At 55.7% G+C, this 20,511-nt stretch carries 17 protein-coding genes, 5 tRNA genes and 1 pseudogene; 17 read left to right on the forward strand and 6 right to left on the reverse strand.

The genetic code is table 11. The features are described from left to right. Positions 1–18 precede the first annotated feature (18 nt). The 6 genes from wecG (at position 19) to E2F51_RS08240 (ending at position 1,554) form a co-directional block, all read left to right on the forward strand. Positions 19–750, forward strand: a complete 732-nt coding sequence (wecG, locus tag E2F51_RS08215) for a lipopolysaccharide N-acetylmannosaminouronosyltransferase (RefSeq protein WP_106382076.1) — start codon at positions 19–21, stop codon at positions 748–750. Positions 751–930: 180 nt separating this feature from the next. Further along, positions 931–1,007: transfer RNA gene (locus E2F51_RS08220), tRNA-Arg, on the forward strand. An 88-nt stretch (positions 1,008–1,095) separates the two neighbouring features. Then, positions 1,096–1,171 (forward strand) — tRNA-His (locus E2F51_RS08225). A gap of 15 nt (positions 1,172–1,186) precedes the next feature. Continuing rightward, positions 1,187–1,273 (forward strand) — tRNA-Leu (locus E2F51_RS08230). Between the two features lie 37 nt (positions 1,274–1,310). After that, positions 1,311–1,387: transfer RNA gene (locus E2F51_RS08235), tRNA-Pro, on the forward strand. A gap of 90 nt (positions 1,388–1,477) precedes the next feature. Beyond that, positions 1,478–1,554, forward strand: a tRNA-Pro gene (locus tag E2F51_RS08240). Positions 1,555–2,132: 578 nt separating this feature from the next. Here E2F51_RS08240 and hemY read toward each other — a convergent pair. The 4 genes from hemY to hemC are packed head-to-tail and all read right to left on the reverse strand — an operon-like array spanning position 2,133 to position 6,158. Then, positions 2,133–3,323: a protoheme IX biogenesis protein HemY gene (gene hemY, locus E2F51_RS08245; protein WP_013200244.1), complete on the reverse strand. Its 1,191-nt coding sequence runs from the start codon at positions 3,321–3,323 to the stop codon at positions 2,133–2,135. 2 nt (positions 3,324–3,325) lie between these two features. Next, positions 3,326–4,456: a uroporphyrinogen-III C-methyltransferase gene (hemX, locus tag E2F51_RS08250; protein WP_134823185.1), complete on the reverse strand. Its 1,131-nt coding sequence runs from the start codon at positions 4,454–4,456 to the stop codon at positions 3,326–3,328. Positions 4,457–4,473: 17 nt separating this feature from the next. Next, positions 4,474–5,220 carry a uroporphyrinogen-III synthase gene (gene hemD, locus E2F51_RS08255; RefSeq protein WP_134823186.1) on the reverse strand — a complete coding sequence of 249 codons (747 nt, stop codon included), beginning with the start codon at positions 5,218–5,220 and terminating at the stop codon, positions 4,474–4,476. Next, positions 5,217–6,158, reverse strand: a complete 942-nt coding sequence (hemC, locus tag E2F51_RS08260; protein WP_106382073.1) for a hydroxymethylbilane synthase — start codon at positions 6,156–6,158, stop codon at positions 5,217–5,219. The genes hemD and hemC overlap by 4 nt, the downstream gene beginning before the upstream one ends. 286 nt (positions 6,159–6,444) lie before the next feature. On the opposite strand from hemC, the gene E2F51_RS08265 reads away from it, so the two are divergent. From E2F51_RS08265 to corA, 9 genes and pseudogenes are all read left to right on the forward strand, one after another. Further along, the gene (locus tag E2F51_RS08265) at positions 6,445–9,000 is read left to right on the forward strand and encodes a class I adenylate cyclase (protein ID WP_013200248.1); all 2,556 of its coding nucleotides are present in this window, start codon (positions 6,445–6,447) and stop codon (positions 8,998–9,000) included. A gap of 141 nt (positions 9,001–9,141) precedes the next feature. Continuing rightward, positions 9,142–9,204 (forward strand): annotated as a pseudogene (locus E2F51_RS24290) (lipoprotein); the annotation flags it as partial. A 180-nt stretch (positions 9,205–9,384) separates the two neighbouring features. Beyond that, positions 9,385–10,209, forward strand: coding sequence for a diaminopimelate epimerase (dapF, locus tag E2F51_RS08275; protein WP_013200250.1), 825 nt, complete (start codon positions 9,385–9,387; stop codon positions 10,207–10,209). Further along, positions 10,206–10,913, forward strand: coding sequence for a DUF484 domain-containing protein (locus tag E2F51_RS08280; RefSeq protein WP_134823187.1), 708 nt, complete (start codon positions 10,206–10,208; stop codon positions 10,911–10,913). The genes dapF and E2F51_RS08280 overlap by 4 nt, the downstream gene beginning before the upstream one ends. Beyond that, entirely contained in the window at positions 10,910–11,818 is a 909-nt protein-coding gene (xerC, locus tag E2F51_RS08285) for a tyrosine recombinase XerC (RefSeq protein WP_053142063.1), read from the forward strand. Before E2F51_RS08280 ends, xerC begins: the two co-directional genes overlap by 4 nt. Next, positions 11,818–12,534 carry a 5-amino-6-(5-phospho-D-ribitylamino)uracil phosphatase YigB gene (gene yigB / locus E2F51_RS08290; protein WP_013200253.1) on the forward strand — a complete coding sequence of 239 codons (717 nt, stop codon included), beginning with the start codon at positions 11,818–11,820 and terminating at the stop codon, positions 12,532–12,534. The genes xerC and yigB overlap by 1 nt, the downstream gene beginning before the upstream one ends. A gap of 57 nt (positions 12,535–12,591) precedes the next feature. Then, complete coding sequence (gene uvrD / locus E2F51_RS08295) at positions 12,592–14,754, forward strand: DNA helicase II (RefSeq protein ID WP_134823188.1); 2,163 nt, start codon at positions 12,592–12,594, stop codon at positions 14,752–14,754. 157 nt (positions 14,755–14,911) lie between these two features. Beyond that, positions 14,912–14,968 carry a YsgD/CorL family protein gene (ysgD, locus tag E2F51_RS24295; protein WP_371732180.1) on the forward strand — a complete coding sequence of 19 codons (57 nt, stop codon included), beginning with the start codon at positions 14,912–14,914 and terminating at the stop codon, positions 14,966–14,968. 151 nt (positions 14,969–15,119) lie between these two features. Further along, entirely contained in the window at positions 15,120–16,073 is a 954-nt protein-coding gene (corA, locus tag E2F51_RS08300; protein WP_106382071.1) for a magnesium/cobalt transporter CorA, read from the forward strand. A 54-nt stretch (positions 16,074–16,127) separates the two neighbouring features. On the opposite strand, the gene rarD is transcribed toward corA, so the two are convergent. Next, a complete protein-coding gene (rarD, locus tag E2F51_RS08305; RefSeq protein ID WP_134823189.1) occupies positions 16,128–17,030 on the reverse strand; it encodes an EamA family transporter RarD in 903 nt (300 codons plus the stop codon). 66 nt (positions 17,031–17,096) lie between these two features. Then, positions 17,097–17,567, reverse strand: a complete 471-nt coding sequence (locus E2F51_RS08310) for a thioesterase family protein (protein ID WP_134824845.1) — start codon at positions 17,565–17,567, stop codon at positions 17,097–17,099. A gap of 171 nt (positions 17,568–17,738) precedes the next feature. On the opposite strand from E2F51_RS08310, the gene pldA reads away from it, so the two are divergent. Next, entirely contained in the window at positions 17,739–18,617 is an 879-nt protein-coding gene (gene pldA / locus E2F51_RS08315; RefSeq protein WP_041691856.1) for a phospholipase A, read from the forward strand. A 54-nt stretch (positions 18,618–18,671) separates the two neighbouring features. After that, entirely contained in the window at positions 18,672–20,498 is a 1,827-nt protein-coding gene (gene recQ, locus E2F51_RS08320; RefSeq protein ID WP_013200259.1) for an ATP-dependent DNA helicase RecQ, read from the forward strand. The last annotated feature ends 13 nt before the right edge of the window (positions 20,499–20,511 follow it).

The raw sequence follows: 20,511 nt of genomic DNA on the forward strand, positions 1-20,511 counted from the left end.
GACCTGAAGGAACCGATTGTGGATTCAGTACCGCTATACCAGATCCGCGGCTTCACGCTGCTCGGTTTTCGCGATATGGCTGCGTTTCTTGACTATCTCTATCTGGGAAAAAACCTCAAGACCGGCACGCTGGTGGCGATTAATGCGGAGAAAGTCCTGACCGCCGAAAGCCAGCCGGCGATCCGCCAGCTGATCGACGAAGCGGAATTTAAGTACGCCGACGGCATCAGCATCGTGCGGTCCGTACGCAAAAAATATCCGCAGGCAGAAGTCTCCCGCATTGCCGGTGCCGATTTGTGGGAAGGATTAATGGAACGTGCCGGACGCGAAGGCACGCCGGTGTTTCTGATTGGCGGCAAGCCTCAGGTGCTGGCACAAACGGAAGATAAGCTGCGTCGTCAGTGGAATGTGAACATTGTCGGTTCGCAGGACGGTTATTTTGCGCCGGCAGACCGCGAAGCCTTGTTTGCCCGAATTGCCGCGAGCGGCGCGAAGATTGTTACCGTGGCGATGGGATCGCCGCGACAGGAAATTCTGATGCGCGACTGCAAGGCCGTCTGGCCAGAAGCCCTGTATATGGGCGTGGGTGGCACCTACGACGTCTTTACCGGTCATGTGAAGCGTGCGCCTAAGATCTGGCAGAAAATGGGCCTGGAGTGGCTCTACCGGCTTATTATGCAGCCATCACGTCTGCGCAGGCAGCTCAGGCTGCTGAAATATCTGAACTATCACTGGCGTGGCGATCTGTAGTTTTCGTATTTGTTTGCCGGCGGTTGGCTGAATGCTGAACGTTTTAGCCCGGAAATCGGGTGAAAACGTTCGCCATTTAGACAGAACGCACAAAGCGTAATCAAACAAGATATTTAGTGATAAAAAGCACTGGACAGGATCGGCTCAAATACGTAGTATGCCCATCCGCAACGGCGCTAAGCGCCCGTAGCTCAGCTGGATAGAGCGCTGCCCTCCGGAGGCAGAGGTCTCAGGTTCGAATCCTGTCGGGCGCACCATTAATTTAGTGCAGCAAGAGCTGCGGTGGTAGTTTTACCGCGTTAGGTAGTAAGCAGTAAGAAGTTCGGTAGTACAGCAGTAGATGTGGTGGCTATAGCTCAGTTGGTAGAGCCCTGGATTGTGATTCCAGTTGTCGTGGGTTCGAGTCCCATTAGCCACCCCAGATTTTGTCCGGTACGCGATGGTGGCGGAATTGGTAGACGCGCTAGCTTCAGGTGTTAGTGTTCTTACGGACGTGAGGGTTCAAGTCCCTCCCTTCGCACCAACAAAATCAGCAGTATTGTGAAGCAGTAAGCAGTATTCGGCGAGTAGCGCAGCTTGGTAGCGCAACTGGTTTGGGACCAGTGGGTCGGAGGTTCGAATCCTCTCTCGCCGACCACTTTCAAAGACTTGCCGAGGCAGGTTTTTTTGCTTAAGGTCCACGGATCTTAGCAGCAGTAAAAAGCAGTAATGAAGTGCCAGCAGTATTCGGCGAGTAGCGCAGCTTGGTAGCGCAACTGGTTTGGGACCAGTGGGTCGGAGGTTCGAATCCTCTCTCGCCGACCAATTTAGAAAAACCCCGCTTTGGCGGGGTTTTTTGCTTTCCGCCATTCGCTATCCGCAGCCCTGTCGTTTCTTCCCGTTTTTTGTCTCCGTTAAGAGACAGCTAATTCGTTGTTTATTATAGCCTTTACTCAACTTCATTTTCGCTGTCGTTAATCCACGACGCCCGTACACCCTTTTGTCGTTAATTACCAACGGCCAGAACGGTGTTTGACTCACAGTGATGTAAATAAAATGGCTAACTATCAAAGAGTTAATATATTTTTCAGCGGTGTCGATAAAGCTGGCACGTCTCCTGCAATATCACCACTGTAGATGCTCATTCCACTCCTTATGATTGTTAACGCTTCATAAACCAGGAATGATGCAGAGCCCTTTACGGTACCTGTTGTCCGCCCGCCAGTCTCGCTTCGGCCTTACTGGAGTCCAGGGACAATACGTTGAGTCAGGTACCAGCCAAATTGTCTTACCGACCTAATCTTTACACCTGCCAGTTTGGCAGGTGTTTTTTTTTGTCTGTCTGCCAGAGATCAGGCATAAAAAAACCGGGCACAGGGCCCGGTTATCTGGAAGATGCAGGATTACGGTGCGTTCTTCAGGGTCAGCAGCAACCCGTCACGCCGCATCTGTGCCGCTTCTTCTGGCTTATGCTGACGATCCAGCGTGTCAGCCAGCCAGGCGTAATCAAAGGCATCAGGACGCTGCTTAAGCGCTTCTCTGAAGGCCTCGGCTGCCTGCTCCCACTCGCCATGCTTCATCAGCAGCTGACCCAGCGTGCTGTGCAGCAATGGTGTGGCACCATGCTGTTTGATCTGCTGGCGCAGCGCTTTCTCAAGCTGTTCCGGATTGCCGGTCTTCAGGCGTGGCATCAACAGGATTAAACGCTCGTCATAGGCCTTCTTGAGGCCATCCAGCACGATTTGCTGCGCCGTTTCGTGGTCATCACAGACGATCAGGTGATCTGCCATGGCAACCTGCAGGGCCGTCTCATTGCGCGTTTTACGGCTCTGATCCTGCCACCAGCGTTTCAATCCATCGCTACCCTGATCGGCCATTGCCTGGTTCATTAAGCCCAGCCAGGCTTCCTGTTGCAGAGCCAGACGATGCGCTTCATCCGACACCTGGGATTTCTCCATCGCAGGCAGGATATCCAGCAGGGCGCTCCAGGCACCGGTCCGCACGTAAGCCTGCTCAGCCAGACGCAGCACTTCAGGATGGCGCGGAGCCACTTCCAGCAGTCGATCAACACCATGACGCGCGGCGTGATCTTCATTACGCGCCAGTTGAATACGCACGCGGGTGATCTCCACCGGCAGCTGATCGCTGCCCGCCAGTTCCGCGGCACGTTCAAGGTGCTGGTTGGAACGAATTTCGTCACCACGTTGCTGAGCGGCTTCTGCTGCCAGCAGGTAGTTCACCACAGGCTGTTCTGCATGGTCAGCATTGCGCGACAGCAGTTTTTCAACCTGGCGATAATCTCCTTCAGCCAGCTTAACCAGCGCAGCATTGGTTTGCTTACGCGCGCGGTTACGCTTACGGCCCATAAACCAGCCACGGGTTCTGACGCCGGTGCGTAACAGGCGACGCAACACCCACTCCACCACCAGGATCACGATCAGTGAGAGGATCAGGATGATGGCCAGTCCGGTGACGCTGGTTTCGATATTCCAGTTATCGGTCTGGATCAGCACATAACCCTGGTGGCCGGCCAGCATTGGGCCAAGCACCACGCCAGCAATTAGCAGGAGAAACAGTATCAGGACTTTAAGCATGCTTATTCTCCCTGCTGCTGTTGCCCGGCACTTGGCTGTGCCAGCAGGTTGCGCACGCGCGTTTGCATCAGTTTATCCAGCATCGGCTGGCTTTGCAGTGCATCCGGAACGTCCATTGAGACGCTTTGCTGGCTCAGGTCGTCCAGCTGGCTGAGAAACGCCTTCGTGGCCGGATCGTGAGTATCAAACCAGGCGCGAACCCAGGTCGACACCGTGTCGATGGACTGCTTATAGATTTGATCCTGATGACGTGGCACGGCCTGCGCCGCAATCAGCAGGCGTGAACGAATGTTTTCACGCAGATAGACATCCTGATTCGGGGCCAGCAGCGGTTCGGCAGTGGTATCGCGACGGCGGATGGTAATGAAATCATCCATAAAGTTGTGCCAGCTTTTCACCAGATTCTGACGCCACTCGCGCAGGGAAGAAGAGAGCTCGCCGCTGTCCTGATCCATTGGGCTGCCGTCGGAGTCATTGTCAGCAAGGCGCAGGTTATCAACGCCATTGGAAAGCTGATTCAGTTTGAGGATGACGCCATCGTAATCCACCTGGCTAACCGCAGAAAGCGTGCTGATGTCCTGGGTCAAGGCGCGACGCACATCAATCAGGCTCGGGTCATTCATATCGGCCAGACTCTGATCGGCGCTTTTAAGCAGTGCAGCCGCAGTGGTGACATCCTGATCGCTCCACAACTTGCGGCCCGCCAGTTTCACCAGATAGTCGGCCTGAGCCAGCAGCCAGGTATGCGCATCATTGCCGGAAATGGTCGCGACTTTCTGTTTAAGCTCATCCAGCTGTTGGCTCATCGCCGTTTGCTGTTGATGGGCAGTGTCTAACGCGCTGCTCTGCGTCGCCAGTTGCTGCACCAGCGTCTGCTTGTCGCTGGCGGCCTGCTGCTGCAGGTCAGAGAGTTGATTAGCCAGCGTTTGGTTAGCCGCAGCCTGCTGTTGAGCCTGGTGTTTACCATTTATATAAAGTCCAACGCCTATCGCCAGCGCGATCGCTATAGCCAGAACGCCCAACGCCGTGCCGGTATTCTTCGGCTTGCGGGGTGGTTTTTGTTCTGATGTAGTGGTCTCACCCGCTGGGGTGGTTTCTTCAACCATGGCGGAGGAATTTTTTTGTTCCGTCATTGTGGCACATCCCATATTTAAGTTTGTTGTAACGCTCGCAGCAACGCGTCGTTATCGGCACCATCGGCTACCCGTATCTCTCGCCAGCCCAGTTCCCTGGCGCGAGTAGCCAAACGATCACTGACGACAACCAGTCGACAGTGCAGAAGCCATTCCTCACGATCAATCTCGGGGAACAGCGAATAAAGCTGTTGCAGCATTTCGCCACTGGTCACCACCAGCGTATCAATCTGACGATCGCGCCAGCGCCGACCTTCTATTGCACCCTGGTAAATCTTCGCACAACGTTGATAGCATTCAACAAACTGTACAGTAGCGCCGCGCGCTTGCAAGGTCTCTGCCAGCAGTTCCCGCCCGCCGTTGCCCCTGAGGATCAGCGCGCGCTTGCCCGCAACCTGCTGCAAGGCCGTGAGCTGAATCAATATTTCGCTGGTTTCACGCTCGTGCGGCCAGACAACATCCAGTCCGCTTGCCGCATGCAGGGCCAAAGCCGTTGTCCGGCCAATAGCATAATAGTTCAAGCTGGCGGGCCATGATGCCTTCGCGCGCATAAGAGCAGGCTGCGCATAATGAATGGCCTGCTGCGACAGAATAAAAACCAGGTCATCCGGCCGCAGGGTGGCGAGGTGACCAGGCAGGCTGTCGAGATCTATGCCAGGCGTGAATTCAATTAGCGGCATCGCCCAGGCCACCCGTCCTTGCGTACGTAAACGGCTTACCAGCTCGTCGGCGGCCGGTGATGGACGGGTGACCAGGATAGTCATGCGGGAGGATTTCCCTGGTAAACCTCGGCAAGGATCTCGCGAGCGCCATTATTCAGCAGCTCTTCGGCCAGCGAGATGCCCATTTTTTCCGCATCGGCCCTTGGCCCACGGCGTTCGCCACGGATCATCGCGGTGCCGTCTGGGGAACCGACCAGCCCACGCAGCCAGAGTTCATCACCCTGCAGCAGCGCAAAGCTACCGATTGGCACCTGGCAGCCACCTTCCAGACGGGTGTTCATTGCCCGCTCCGCTTTCACACGGACGGCGGTGTCGTCATCATTTAAGGCTGACAGCAGCGCGATAGCCTGCGCATCATCCAGACGGCATTCAATGCCAACCGCGCCCTGACCAACGGCCGGCAAGGATTCTTCCGCCGGCATGGCATAGCGGATGCGATCGCCAAGGCCCAGGCGTTTCAGTCCGGCTACGGCAAGAATGATCGCGTCATACTCACCTGCATCGAGCTTGCCCAGACGCGTGCCGACGTTGCCACGCAGCGATCGGATGATCAAATCTGGTCGACGGGCGCTGAGCTGACATTGACGACGCAGGCTCGATGTTCCCACGACCGCGCCCTGCGGCAGGGCATCAACCGAGTCGTATTGATTAGAAACGAAGGCGTCGAGCGGATCTTCACGCTCGCAGATTGTGACCAGTCCCAGCCCTTCCGGGAAGGCGATTGGCACATCTTTCATCGAATGAACGGCAATATCTGCGCGGTCTTCGAGCATCGCCTGCTCCAGTTCTTTGACAAATAATCCCTTGCCGCCGACCTTAGCCAGCGGCGTGTCGAGGATCACATCACCCTTGGTCACCATCGGGACGAGTTCGACCCGAAGCCCCGGATGGCAAGCCATCAGACGCTGCTGAACATAATGTGCCTGCCAAAGTGCAAGCGGACTTTGCCTGGTGGCAATTCTTAAAATTTTGTCTAACATGCTTCTTACCGTTTTGATCGCTCATTGATTATCCTATCATTGATACGGGAATGCTGTCAGTTTCCACGCTGTCAAACGGCCACCAGCGGACGGATCACGGCATCTAAAACCAGGCAGAACGTAAAACGTGCTAAACTGTTGTGTAGCGCAACTTTCTTTACGGTCAATCTGCCAGGTGTTAGATTGATCACGTTTCCAGCAATAATTTGCCCGACTATTTTTAAATCAAGCGGCGGATTTCGGAAACAGGGTTTTTGTAAGCACTGGGATAATCAGGCGAGACGTCTTGTACCTCTACATAGAGACACTGAAACAGAGACTGGATGCTATCAACCAGCTGCGCGTAGATCGCGCGCTGGCTGCTATGGGACCTTCGTTCCAACAGGTCTACAGTCTGCTGCCAACCTTATTACATTATCATCATCCGCTGATGCCGGGTTACCTCGAAGGTAACGTTCCACATGGCATCAGCTTTTACACGCCTGATGAAAGCCAAATTGATTATCTCAATGATTTAGAAGGTAAATCTGGATCATTCGCTGCCATTCCGCCCCGCGGCGAACTGCCAATTACCGGCGTGTATTCGATGGGCAGTACCTCTTCTGTTGGTCAAAACCTCACCTCCGACCTCGATATCTGGGTCTGCCACCAGTCATGGCTGGATAATGAAGAGCGCCTGGCGCTGCAAAAGAAATGTACCCGCCTGCAGAAATGGTGTGCGTCGATGGGCGTTGAAGTCAGCTTCTTCCTGATTGATGAAAACCGTTTCCGCCATAACGAGAGCGGCAGCCTCGGCGGGGAAGATTGCGGCTCCACGCAGCATATCCTGCTGCTGGATGAGTTTTACCGCACCGCAGTGCGGCTGGCGGGTAAGCGTATTCTGTGGAATATGGTGCCGGGAGAAGAGGAAGAGCATTACGACGATTACGTCATGTCACTCTATCAAAAGGGCGTGTTAACCCCGAACGAGTGGCTTGATTTGGGCGGCCTGGGCACGCTGTCTGCCGAAGAGTATTTCGGTGCCAGCCTGTGGCAGCTGTATAAAAGTATCGATTCTCCGTACAAAGCGGTGTTGAAAACCCTGTTGCTGGAAGCCTACTCGTGGGAATACCCGAGTACTCAGCTGCTGGCGATGGACATCAAGCAGCGCCTGCATGACGGGGAAATCGTTTCTTACGGCCTCGACCCTTACTGCATGATGCTGGAAAGAGTGACGTATTACCTCACCAGCATTGACGATCATGCCCGTCTGGATCTGGTTCGCCGCTGCTTCTATCTGAAAGTCTGCGAAAAGCTGTCGGTTGATCACGGCAAGTCTGGCTGGCGGCGCGAAATTCTTAATCAGCTGGTGACGGAATGGGGTTGGGATGCGGATCGCATCACGATGCTGGACAGCCGCGCCGACTGGAAAATTGAACGGGTGCGTGAAGCCCACAACGAACTGCTGGATGCGATGATGCAGAGTTATCGCAACCTGATCCGCTTCGCCCGTCGTAACAACCTGAGCGTTAGCGCCAGCCCGCAGGATATCGGGGTGTTGACCCGTAAACTGTACGCGGCTTTTGAAGCGCTGCCGGGCAAAGTGACGCTGGTGAACCCGCAGATTTCGCCGGATCTTTCTGAATCGCATCTGACCTTTATTCATGTGCCGCATGGCCGTGCCAACCGCGCGGGCTGGTATTTGTATAATCAGTCGCCGGATATGCAATCGATCATCAGCCATCAACCGCTGGAATATAACCGTTACCTGAATAAGCTGGTGGCCTGGGCCTGGTTTAACGGCCTGCTGACCAGCAAAACCCGCCTGCACATTAAAGGCAATGAAATCTGTGACCTCGCCAGATTACAGGAGCTGGTCGCTGACGTGTCGCACCACTTCCCGTTGCGGGTGCCCTCACCAACGCCGAAAGCGCTCTACAGTCCCTGTGAAATCCGCCATCTGGCCATTATCGTTAACCTCGAATATGACCCGACCGCCGCTTTCCGCAATCAGGTGGTGCATTTTGACTTCCGTAAGCTGGACGTCTTCAGCTTTGGTCAGCAGCAGCAGTGCCTGATTGGCAGCATCGATCTGCTTTATCGCAACTCGTGGAATGAAGTGCGCACGCTGCACTTTAATGGCGAGCAGGCGATGATCGAAGGATTGAAAACCATCCTTGGCAAAATGCACCAGGATGCTGCGCCGCCAGACTCAGTGGAAGTGTTCTGCTACAGCCAGCATTTGCGCGGATTAATCCGTACCCGCGTTCAGCAGTTGGTGTCGGAATGCATCGAGCTGCGCCTGTCCAGCACCCGTCTGGAACCCGGGCGTTTCAAAGCGGTACGTGTGGCAGGTCAGACCTGGGGTCTGTTCTTTGAACGGCTGAGCGTGTCGGTGCAGAAGCTGGAAAACGCCGTCGAATTCTATGGCGCTATCTCCAACAACAAATTACATGGCCTGTCGATCAAGGTGGAAACCGATCAGACGCGCCTGCCTGCTGTCGTAAATGGCTACGCCAGCGAAGGGCTCATCCAGTTCTTCTTCGAAGATACCAAAGACGATTTCGGCTTTAATATCTACATTCTGGATGAAACCAACCGGGTAGAGATTTATCACCATTGTGAAGGCAGTAAAGAGGATCTGGTGCGCGACGTGAGCCGCTTCTACTCCTCTTCACACGATCGCTTCACCTACGGTTCGAGCTTTATCAACTTCAATCTGCCGCAGTTCTACCAGATTGTGAATGTTGACGACCGTTTCCAGGTCATCCCTTTCCGCAGCCAGACGCTGGCCCAACTTTGCGCCACCGTCTCGGATAACGATCCGAACGGCGACTACGCCCAACGCTATCAAATGCATTGATGTCATGGCGGGATGCTTTCCGCCACTGACTGTGACATCGAATCAGCTTTTCCTGTTGCTTTTAGCACTTCACCTGCGATGATAGACAACAAACAGGCCCTGATAACGAGCAGAATAAGCATGAACAAAATGATTTGCCGGATGGCGCTGGTGCTGGCTGTAGTCAGCCTGGCAGGGTGCGGACTGAAAGGACCGTTGTACTTCCCGCCGCAGGAAAAGCCAAAGCAGCAAACCACTGAGAGCACCAAAAAGACACCCGCGACCGCCACGGATCAGCGCGCTGTCACGACGCCAGCTCAGAATGGAACGCAGAGCCAGCCTTCGACCACCGAACCGGAAACGCAAACGGCTCAGTAAACTATGACGCACTCGTTGGAGCCAAAAATGCAGTTCTCCAAAATGCACGGTCTGGGCAATGACTTTATGGTGGTCGATGCCGTGACGCAAAACGTCTATTTTTCTCCAGAATTGATCCGGCGTCTGGCGGATCGTCATCTGGGGATCGGTTTCGATCAGCTGCTGATCGTCGAGCCACCGTACGATCCCGATCTCGACTTCCATTACCGTATTTTCAATGCTGATGGCAGTGAAGTTGCCCAGTGCGGCAATGGCGCGCGCTGTTTTGCCCGCTTCGTGCGGTTGAAAGGGCTGACCAACAAGAATGATATTCGCGTCAGCACGCAAACCGGGCGTATGGTGCTTAGCGTCACGCAGGATGAGCTGGTTTGCGTCAACATGGGTGAACCCAACTTCGATCCGCAACAGGTGCCGTTCCGCGCCAATAAAGCCGAAAACCTCTACCTGATGCGCGTTGCTGAGCAAACCATCATGTGTGGCGTGGTGTCGATGGGTAATCCTCACTGTGTGCTGCAAGTGGACAGCGTGAAAACCGCCGCTGTCGAAAGCCTGGGTCCGGTGCTGGAAAGTCACGATCGCTTCCCTGAGCGCGTTAACGTCGGCTTTATGGAAGTGGTCAGCCGTGAACACATCCGCCTGCGCGTGTATGAGCGTGGCGCGGGTGAAACTCAGGCCTGCGGTAGCGGAGCCTGTGCGGCGGTTGCCGTCGGCATTCAGCAGGCGCTGCTGGCTGAAAAAGTACGCGTCGATCTGCCTGGCGGCAGCTTAAACATTGCCTGGAAAGGCCCGGGACATCCGCTGTATATGACCGGTCCAGCCACTCACGTTTATGACGGATTTATTCATTTATGAAAAATGTCGGAGAACAACAGGCGACCAGCGAATTGCTGCTGGACGATCGAGCGGTCAGCGAGTTCCTGCTGCAAAATCCGGACTTCTTTATCCGTAATGCCCGTCAGGTTGAGCAGATGCTGGTGCCCCATCCGGTGCGCGGTACGGTCTCGCTGGTGGAGTGGCAGCTGGCTCGCCAGCGCAACCATATCACCCAGTTAGAAGAAGAGATCACCCTGCTGATGGAGCAGGCCAGCGCGAATCAGCAGCTGTTTGACCGCCTGTTATCCCTGCAGGCCCGCCTTGCGGCCGCAGACAGCCTGCACGATATGCTTAATCGCCTGCATCGCTGGGCCAGAGAGCTGGGGCTGGCAGGCGCTAACGTCCGCCTGTTCAGCGAGAAATGGCGGATTGGCGCGCCTTCTGACTTCACTCAGCTCGCGCTTTCCCGACACGCTTTTGAATCCGTCCGCATCCAGCGGCTGGGTAAACAGCAGCATTACCTGGGCAGCCTGAATGGCCCTGAGCTGTTGCTGTTGCTGCCTCAGGCCAAAGCGATTGGTTCGGTGGCGATGTCGCTGATGGGCGAACAGGGCGATCTGGGCGTGCTGATTTTCAGCAGCCGTGACACGCAGCATTATCAGTCAGGCATGGGAACCGTGCTGTTACAGCACCTCTCTCAGATGCTGCCCGATCTGCTGACGCGCTGGGTCGAACGCGCATGAGCAGTGACTCGCCTCTACAACCCGCCGTAGAGGGATTCCTGCGCTACCTGAAGGTAGAGCGCCAGCTCAGTCCGCTGACTCAAATCAATTACCAACGCCAGCTTGCCGCCTGCCTTGCCTTGCTCACCGAGATGAAGCTAACGGCCTGGGACAAGCTGGATGCGGCGCAGGTGCGTTCGCTGGCGGCCCGCAGCCGTCGCGGCGGCCTGAAACCCGCCAGCCTGGCCTTACGTCTGTCCGCACTCCGCAGCTTCCTCGACTGGCAAATCAGCCAGGGCGTGCTGAAAGCCAATCCGGCAAAAGGCGTTGCCACGCCGCGCGCGCCGCGCCATCTGCCGAAGAATATCGATGTGGATGAAGTCAGCCAGCTGCTGGATATCGATCTGAACGATCCGCTGGCGGTGCGCGACCGCGCCATGCTCGAAATTATGTACGGTGCCGGATTGCGTCTGTCAGAGCTGGTGGGCATCGATACCGGCCATCTGGACTTAGCTTCGGGCGAAGTGTGGGTGGTGGGTAAAGGCAGTAAGGAGCGACGCTTGCCGATTGGCCGCACCGCCGTGCAATGGATGGAACACTGGCTGGAAATGCGCGAACTTTTTGCACCCGAAGACCAGGCGGTCTTCCTGTCGAAATACGGTAAACGCATGTCCGCCCGCAACGTGCAAAAGCGCTTCGCCGAGTGGGGCGTGAAGCAGGGCGTTTCCAGCCATATTCACCCGCATAAATTGCGCCACTCTTTTGCCACCCATATGCTGGAGTCCAGCGGCGATTTGCGCGCGGTGCAGGAGTTACTGGGTCATGCCAACCTCAGCACCACCCAGATTTATACCCATCTCGACTTCCAACACCTGGCGTCGGTTTACGATGCCGCCCATCCCCGTGCCAAACGAGGAAAATCCTGATGCACTTTTACCGACCGCTGCGACCGATTGCCGCGATGACCTTTGATCTGGATGACACGCTGTACGACAACTATCCGGTGATCATGCGTACCACTGAAGAGTCGCACGCTTTCCTGCAGTCTTATCATCCGGCCTTAAACCATTTCAGCGTTGAGCAATATCAGCAGCTGCGCGACAGCCTGCGCGAGCAGGAGCCAGACATTTATCACGATGTCAGCGAGTGGCGACGCCGCGCGGTGGAACTGGCGATGCTGAATGCCGGCCTGACGCCGCGCGAATCCGAAGAAGGTTCACGCGCAGCGATGGCGCACTTCGCTCACTGGCGCAGCAAGATCGACGTGCCGGAAGAGACCCATCAGACGCTGGCCACGCTGGCAAAACAGATCCCGCTGGTGGCGATCACCAACGGTAACGCTGAGCCGCACCTGTTTGGTCTGGACAAGTACTTCCAGTTTATCCTGCGTGCCGGTCCGGATGGCCGCGCCAAGCCGTATGACGATATGTATCACGTTGCGGCTGAGAAGCTGAATCTGCCGCTACAGAGTATTCTGCATGTGGGCGATGACCTGACGACTGACGTTGCGGGTTCAGTGCGTTGCGGTATGCAGGCCTGCTGGATCAATCTGCGCAAAGGCAACCTGATGCATATCGCAGATTCCCGCCTGCTTCCCACGCTGGAAATTTCGCAGTTGGCATCGCTGACTGCGCTGATATAATAGACTGGTTAAATATCCAGTGGAGCGCGTGGCGCTCCCCCTTTCCTGACGGTGCCTATGGACGTTTCTGACCTGCTAGACAGCTTGAATGACAAACAACGCGACGCCGTTGCCGCGCCGCGCAGCAACTTGCTGGTGCTGGCTGGTGCTGGCAGCGGCAAGACACGCGTGCTGGTTCATCGTATTGCCTGGCTGATGGCCGTTGAAAACTGCTCACCTTATTCGATTATGGCGGTGACCTTCACCAACAAAGCGGCGGCAGAGATGCGTCATCGCATAGAGCAGCTGATCGGCACCAGTCAGGGCGGAATGTGGAGTGGGACTTTCCATGGCCTGGCGCACCGTTTGCTGCGTGCGCACCACCTGGACGCCAATCTGCCACAGGATTTTCAGATTCTGGACAGTGAAGATCAGCTGAGGTTGTTGAAGCGCCTGATCAAAGCGATGAATCTGGATGACAAGCAGTGGCCCGCGCGTCAGGCGATGTGGTACATCAACGGCAAGAAAGACGAAGGGCTGCGCCCGAAACATATCGAAAGCTACGGCAATCCGGTTGAGCAAACCTGGTTACGCATTTACCAGGCCTATCAGGAAGCCTGCGATCGCGCCGGGCTGGTGGATTTTGCCGAACTGCTGCTGCGTGCTCACGAGCTGTGGCTCAACAAACCGCATATCCTCAACCACTATCGCGAGCGTTTTACCAACGTGCTGGTTGATGAGTTCCAGGATACCAACAACATTCAGTACGCCTGGATCCGCATGCTGGCAGGTGACACCGGCAAGGTGATCATTGTTGGCGATGACGATCAGTCCATTTATGGCTGGCGTGGTGCGCAGGTCGAAAACATTCAGCGTTTCCTGACCGACTTCAAAGGGGCCGAAACGGTTCGTCTTGAGCAGAACTATCGCTCGACCAATAACATCCTTAAAGCCGCTAACACTCTGATCGCCAATAACAATGGCCGTCTGGGTAAAGAGCTGTGGACCGATGGCAAAGATGGCGAACCGATTTCGATTTACTGCGCCTTTAACGAGCTGGATGAAGCCCGCTTTGTGGTCAACCGCATTAAGGTGTGGATGGAAAACGGCGGGGCGCTGAAAGACTGCGCCATCCTGTATCGCAGTAATGCCCAGTCGCGCGTGCTGGAAGAGGCCTTGCTGCAAACCAGCATGCCTTACCGCATTTATGGCGGTCAGCGCTTCTTCGAACGTCAGGAAATCAAAGATGCGCTGGCGTATCTGCGAATGATCTCCAACCGTAACGACGATGCGGCATTTGAACGTGTGGTGAACACGCCAACCCGCGGCATCGGCGATCGTACGCTGGACGTTGTGCGTCAGACCGCCCGCGAACGTCAGCTGACCTTGTGGCAGAGTACCCGCGCGCTGTTGCAGGAAAAAGCGCTGGCGGGTCGCGCCGCTTCTGCTCTGCAGCGCTTCACCGAGCTGGTGGATTCGCTGGCGCAGGAAACCAGTGAAATGCCACTGCACGTGCAGACTGACCGGGTGATCAAGGATTCCGGCCTGTGGTTGATGTACGACCAGGAGAAGGGCGAGAAGGGCCAGGCGCGTATTGAAAACCTTGAGGAGCTGGTCAACGCCACCCGGCAGTACAGCTATCAGGATGAAGATGAAGATCTGATGCCGTTGCAGGCATTCCTCTCACATGCTGCGCTGGAGGCGGGCGAAGGTCAGGCCGACAAATGGCAGGATGCGGTGCAACTGATGACCATGCACGCCGCCAAAGGTCTGGAATTTATTCAGGTGTTTATCGTCGGCATGGAAGAGGGCATGTTCCCCAGCCAGATGTCGCTGGAAGAGGGCGGCCGGCTGGAAGAGGAACGGCGCCTGGCGTATGTCGGCGTGACGCGAGCGATGCAAAAGCTCACCCTGACCTACGCTGAAACCCGCCGCCTTTATGGCAAAGAGGTGAATCACCGTCCTTCCCGCTTTATCGGCGAACTGCCGGTTGAGTGCATCGAGGAAGTTCGCCTGCGCGCCAGCGTCAGCCGGCCGGTTAACCATCAGCGTATGGGCACGCCGCTGGCACAGAATGACAGTGGCTTTGCGCTGGGCCAGCGGGTGCGGCATGCCAAGTTTGGTGAAGGTACCATCGTTAATCTGGAAGGCAGCGGGGAACACAGCCGTCTTCAGGTGGCATTTCAGGGGCAGGGCATCAAATGGCTGGTCGCTGCCTATGCGAAGCTTGAAGCAGTTTAATCACGTTTACGGGGTGAGTTTTTCGTCACCCCGATCCTCTCTCCTGCTCGCTTAACACTTGTCAATATTTGTTGCGTATTTATGCTGGTACGGTTGTTGACGCCATTTTCAGCACAGCGTAACATGCGCGCACCATTACCCTAAGAGGACATTCGCCTTGGACACACCCAGTACCTACTGGCTCATTGACCTGCAATCCAGGTACAACTCCTAAGGCTATCCTCTTCTGCTGATAGCCTTCGCGGTTGTTGGCGACCTCGCATTTCCGTCGCTCTGAGTCAGATGCTGTTGCTGACCGAAACGCTCTCGTTTCCTGTGTACAAGCGTATTGTCCCATTCTGATACTGTGAATTGGGAGTACAGCTATGCTGAGCGCATTTAAACTGGATAAAAGCCGCTTAACCCGCCTTGAGCTGGAAGAGCCGAACGACGAGCTGTCCAGCTCCGTTTGGGTCGACCTGATCGAGCCGGAAGAAAATGAGCGTGACCGTGTCCAGAACGAGCTGGGCCAGAGCCTGGCCACCCGGCCTGAATTGGAAGACATCGAAGCCTCAGCACGTTTCTTTGAAGATGAAGACGGCCTGCATATCCACTCCTTTTTCTTCTATGAAGATGCGGATGACCACGCCGGTAACTCCACCGTGGCCTTCACCATTCGTGAAGGGCGTCTGTACACGCTGCGCGAGCGCGAACTGCCTGCTTTTCGTCTCTACAGGATGCGTGCCCGTAACCAGATCCTGATCGACGGGAATGCCTACGAGCTGTTGCTGGATCTGTTCGAGACCAAAATTGAACAGCTGGCGGATGAAATCGAAAACATCTACAGCGATCTGGAAAAGCTCAGCCGCGTGATTATGGAAGGTCAGCAGGGCGACGAATTCGATGGTGCGCTGTCGACGCTGGCCGAGCTGGAAGATATCGGCTGGAAGGTGCGTTTGTGTCTGATGGATACCCAGCGCGCGCTGAACTTCCTGGTGCGTAAAGCGCGTTTGCCGGGCAATCAGCTGGAGCAGGCACGTGAAATCCTGCGAGATATCGAATCGCTGCTGCCGCATAACGAATCGCTGTTCCAGAAGGTTAACTTCCTGATGCAGGCGGCGATGGGCTTTATCAATATCGAACAGAACCGCATCATCAAGATCTTCTCGGTGGTCTCGGTAGTGTTCCTGCCGCCAACGCTGGTGGCATCCAGCTACGGGATGAACTTCGAGTTTATGCCCGAGCTGAAATGGAGCTTTGGTTACCCAGGCGCGATTACGCTGATGATCCTGGCAGGGCTGGCGCCTTACGCCTACTTCAAGCGTAAAAACTGGCTTTAATCCCGGCTGCAAAAAACGAAAACCCCGCGCAAGCGGGGTTTTTTGTTTCAACACTCAGGCCAGACCTGGCTGCCTGCTCCGCTTCAGCGTCCACACCGCATCCAGAATAAACAGTGCCAGCGCGGCCCAGATAAAGCTGAAGGTCACCACTTTATCAGGCGTCATCTGCTCACCATAAAACACCACGGCCAGCAGGAACATCAGCGTCGGGCCCAGATACTGGAAGAAGCCAACGGTCGACAGGCGCAGCCTGCTACAGGCGGCAGTAAACAGCATTAGCGGAATGGTGGTGACGATCCCGGCGGCCACCAGCAACAGGTTCAGCGTCAGTGGATTCTGGCTCAGGTGGCTGGTGCTGGAATCAGCAATGCCAAACAGGTAAATAGCTGCCACCGGCAGCAGCCAGCTGGTTTCGACTAACATGCCGGTCTGGGCATCCACACCAATCTTTTTGCGGATCAGGCCATAGGCGGAAAAGGTGACCGCCAGCCCGATAGCAATGATCGGCACCGAACCAAACTTCCACAGCTGAATGAGCACACCACAGGCGGCCAGCGCCACTGCCAGCCACTGCAGGCGACGAAAGCGTTCTTTCAGGAATACCATGCCCACCACCACGTTCAGCAGCGGATTGATAAAGTAACCCAGGCTGGCTTCCAGGATATGCTGATTATTCACCGCCCAGATAAAAATCAGCCAGTTTGCACAGATAACCGTGGCCGAGACCGCCAGCATCAGGATCTTTTTCGGCTGCTGCAGGATCAGCTTCACTTTGGCCCAGTTCCGGCTGAGACTGACCAGCAACAGCATAAAGAAGAATGACCAAATCACCCGGTGCGTCATGATTTCGCCCGGCGCGACCTGTTGCAGAAGTTTGAAATAGGCTGGGGCAATACCCCAGATAAAATAGGCGCCGAGGGCAAAAAAGATCCCCTGGCGGGTGTGTTGCGCATCCATGAAAACAGGCTCCATCAGGTCTAATGTAGGGGTGTAGGGACTGCTATTGACGGCATGATGAGCGCATTAACCCGTCAGGTACGTGGCCGTAGCGCTGGCAATATACAGGCCCGTGTCGTTATGCAGTTCAACGCGCGCGACCGAGACCTTATTGCCGCCCCGCAGCAGGCTGCTGGTGGCAATAAACCGCTCTCCGCGACCCGGACGGAGATAATCGACCCGCAGATCGATGGTGCCCATACGCGATAATCGCTGACGCAGCTCCTCTTCGGTAATACTCTCCTGACGCGTCAACGCGCTGCTGACGCAGACCAGACCGGCCGCCACGTCCAGCACTGACGCGATCACGCCACCGTGCAAAATCTTCTGCGCCACATTGCCCACCAGCTGGGTCTGATTGGCGAAGCTCAGCTCGGCATACTCGGGTTCCAGCCGGTCTAAATGCAGGCCCAGCGCCTGGTTAAACGGCATATGATAAACAAAAATGTCACCGATCAGGCGGCGCGCGGCATCCTGAGTCAGAGGGACTGCAGACATCATGAGAATTCCTTTGCGGCAATGTCATTTTAATGGGAAGCAGCTGGCCATATTAGGCTCAGGCGGGTTAGGTTTCCACTTTACAAAAACAGCGCTAATGCCACACTCGCTTTCTGTGTAGAATGGCGTGCTTTTTATCCCCTTATCCCTTTATTCGCTCTGGAGAACATTATGCCTATGCTGAGAGGATTGCTGGTTGCAGCCTTCCTGTTTCCCACATTAGTTCTGGCACAAGAGGCCACGGTCACTGAGGTTCATGACAAGCCCGCCGTGCCTGGCAGTATCATTGCTAACCTGTTGGAAAAGCATGACAACCCTTTCGTTCTTTTCCCGTACGAAAGTAACTATGTTCTGTATACCGACACCAGCAACATCAATAAAGATGCGATCCAGACCTATAACTGGGGCAATAAAGCCAAGCATGATGAAGTGAAATTCCAGCTTAGCCTGGCGTTTCCGCTGTGGCGTGGCATTTTGGGTGATAACTCAGTGCTGGCCGCGTCTTATACGCAAAGCAACTGGTGGCAGCTTTCAAACCGCGGTGCGTCTTCACCGTTTCGTGAAACTGACTACCAGCCACAGATCTTCGTGGGATGGGCAACGGATTACACCTTTGCCGGCTGGACGCTGCGAGATATCGAAACCGGTCTGAACCACCAGTCCAACGGACGCTCAGAACCGACGTCGCGAAGCTGGAACCGTGTCTATGCGCGTTTGATGGCGCAGAACGGCAACTGGATGGTCGAAGCCAAACCCTGGTACCGCCTTCCAGAAAATGAAAATAATGATGATAACCCGGATATCACTAAGTACATGGGGTATTATCGCCTGACCGTTGGCTATCAGTGGGGCGAGAGCATTTTCAGCGTGAAGAGCAACTATAACTGGAACAGCGGTTATGGCGGCGCGGAAATGGGCTGGAGCTACCCGATGACCAATCACGTTCGCTTCTACACTCAGGTGTTCAGCGGCTATGGTGAATCACTGATTGACTACAATCACCGCCAGACGCGCGTGGGTGTAGGCGTGATGTTGAACGACCTGTTTTAATGTTTTTGGGTGAGTGGCTGACGCCGCTCACCCCTCATCAGATTTGGGGAATACGTGTCAACGGCAGTTATCAATCAGGAAGCGCTGGCGGAACAGGTACTGCAAGAGACCTTCGGCTACCAGCACTTTCGCCCAGGACAACAATCGATCATTCAGGCCTCACTGAACGGGCGTGACTGCCTGGTCGTTATGCCGACCGGGGGCGGTAAGTCGCTCTGCTATCAAATCCCTGCGCTGGTAAGAGAAGGCCTGACGCTGGTGGTCTCTCCGCTGATCTCGCTGATGAAAGATCAGGTGGATCAGCTGCTGGCTAACGGCGTTTCGGCCGCTTGCCTCAACTCCACCCAGACCCGTGAAGAGCAGCAGGAGGTGATGGCCGGTTGCCGTACGGGTAAAGTGCGGCTGCTGTACATCGCGCCTGAACGCCTGATGATGGATAACTTCCTCGACAATCTGCTGCACTGGAATCCAGCCATGCTGGCGGTCGATGAAGCGCACTGTATTTCCCAGTGGGGCCATGATTTCCGTCCTGAATACGGCGCCCTGGGCCAGCTGCGTCAGCGCCTGCCTGATGTGCCGGTGATGGCCCTGACGGCCACGGCGGATGAAACCACTCGCAATGATATTGCGCGTCTGCTTCAGCTGGACGATCCGCTGATCCAAATCAGCAGCTTCGACCGCCCGAATATCCGCTACACGCTGGTCGAAAAATTCAAACCCACCGAGCAGCTGCTCCGCTACGTGCAGGATCAACGGGGCAAGTGCGGCATCATTTACTGTAACAGCCGGGCGAAAGTGGAAGACACCGCCGCCAGGTTGCAAAGCCGTGGGCTGAGCGTCGGCGCCTATCATGCCGGGATGGACAATGCCCATCGCGCGCAGGTTCAGGAAGCTTTCCAACGTGATGACCTGCAAATCGTTGTCGCCACGGTGGCGTTTGGCATGGGCATCAACAAGCCCAACGTACGCTTTGTGGTGCACTTTGATATCCCCCGCAATATCGAGTCCTATTATCAGGAAACCGGGCGCGCCGGGCGCGATGGCCTGCCTGCCGAAGCGCTGATGCTGTACGATCCGGCCGATATGGCCTGGCTGCGCCGCTGCCTGGATGAAAAAGCGCCGGGTCCGTTGCAGGATATTGAGCGACATAAGCTGAACGCTATGGGTGCCTTTGCGGAAGCGCAAACCTGCCGTCGACTGGTGCTACTGAATTACTTTGGCGAAGGTCGTCAGCAGCCTTGCGACAACTGCGATATCTGCCTCGATCCGCCACGCCGGTATGATGGCCTGGTGGAAGCGCAGAAAGCATTATCCGGTATTTATCGCGTTGGGCAGCGTTTCGGTATGGGCTACATTGTTGAAGTGCTGAGAGGCGCGAACAATCAGCGTATCCGCGATATGCAGCACGACAAATTGCCGATTTACGGCATTGGTAAAGATCAGAGCCATGAACACTGGGTGAGCGTGCTGCGTCAGCTGATCCACCTCGGGCTGGTGACGCAAAACATTGCGATGCACTCTGCCCTACAGCTTACGGAAGCGGCCCGACCGGTCCTCAGGGGCGAAGCCTCACTGATGCTGGCGGTGCCAAGGCTGGTAACGGTCAAAACCCGCAGCAGCAGCCAGAAATCTTACGGCGGCAATTACGATCGCAAGCTGTTCGCCAAGCTGCGGAAATTACGCAAAGCGATTGCCGACGAAAACAACGTCCCGCCGTATGTGGTGTTCAACGATGCCTCGCTGATTGAAATGGCCGAGCAGATGCCGATCACCGCATCAGAGATGCTGGGCGTCAACGGGGTAGGGCAGAAGAAGCTGGAGCGATTTGGTAAGCCGTTTATGGTGATGATCCGGGATCACGTCGATGGTGACGAAGAGTAAGGCAATCAGAGGC

Origin of the sequence: Erwinia sp. QL-Z3, from assembly GCF_004551645.1 — a bacterium.
Lineage (GTDB): Bacteria > Pseudomonadota > Gammaproteobacteria > Enterobacterales > Enterobacteriaceae > Erwinia > Erwinia billingiae.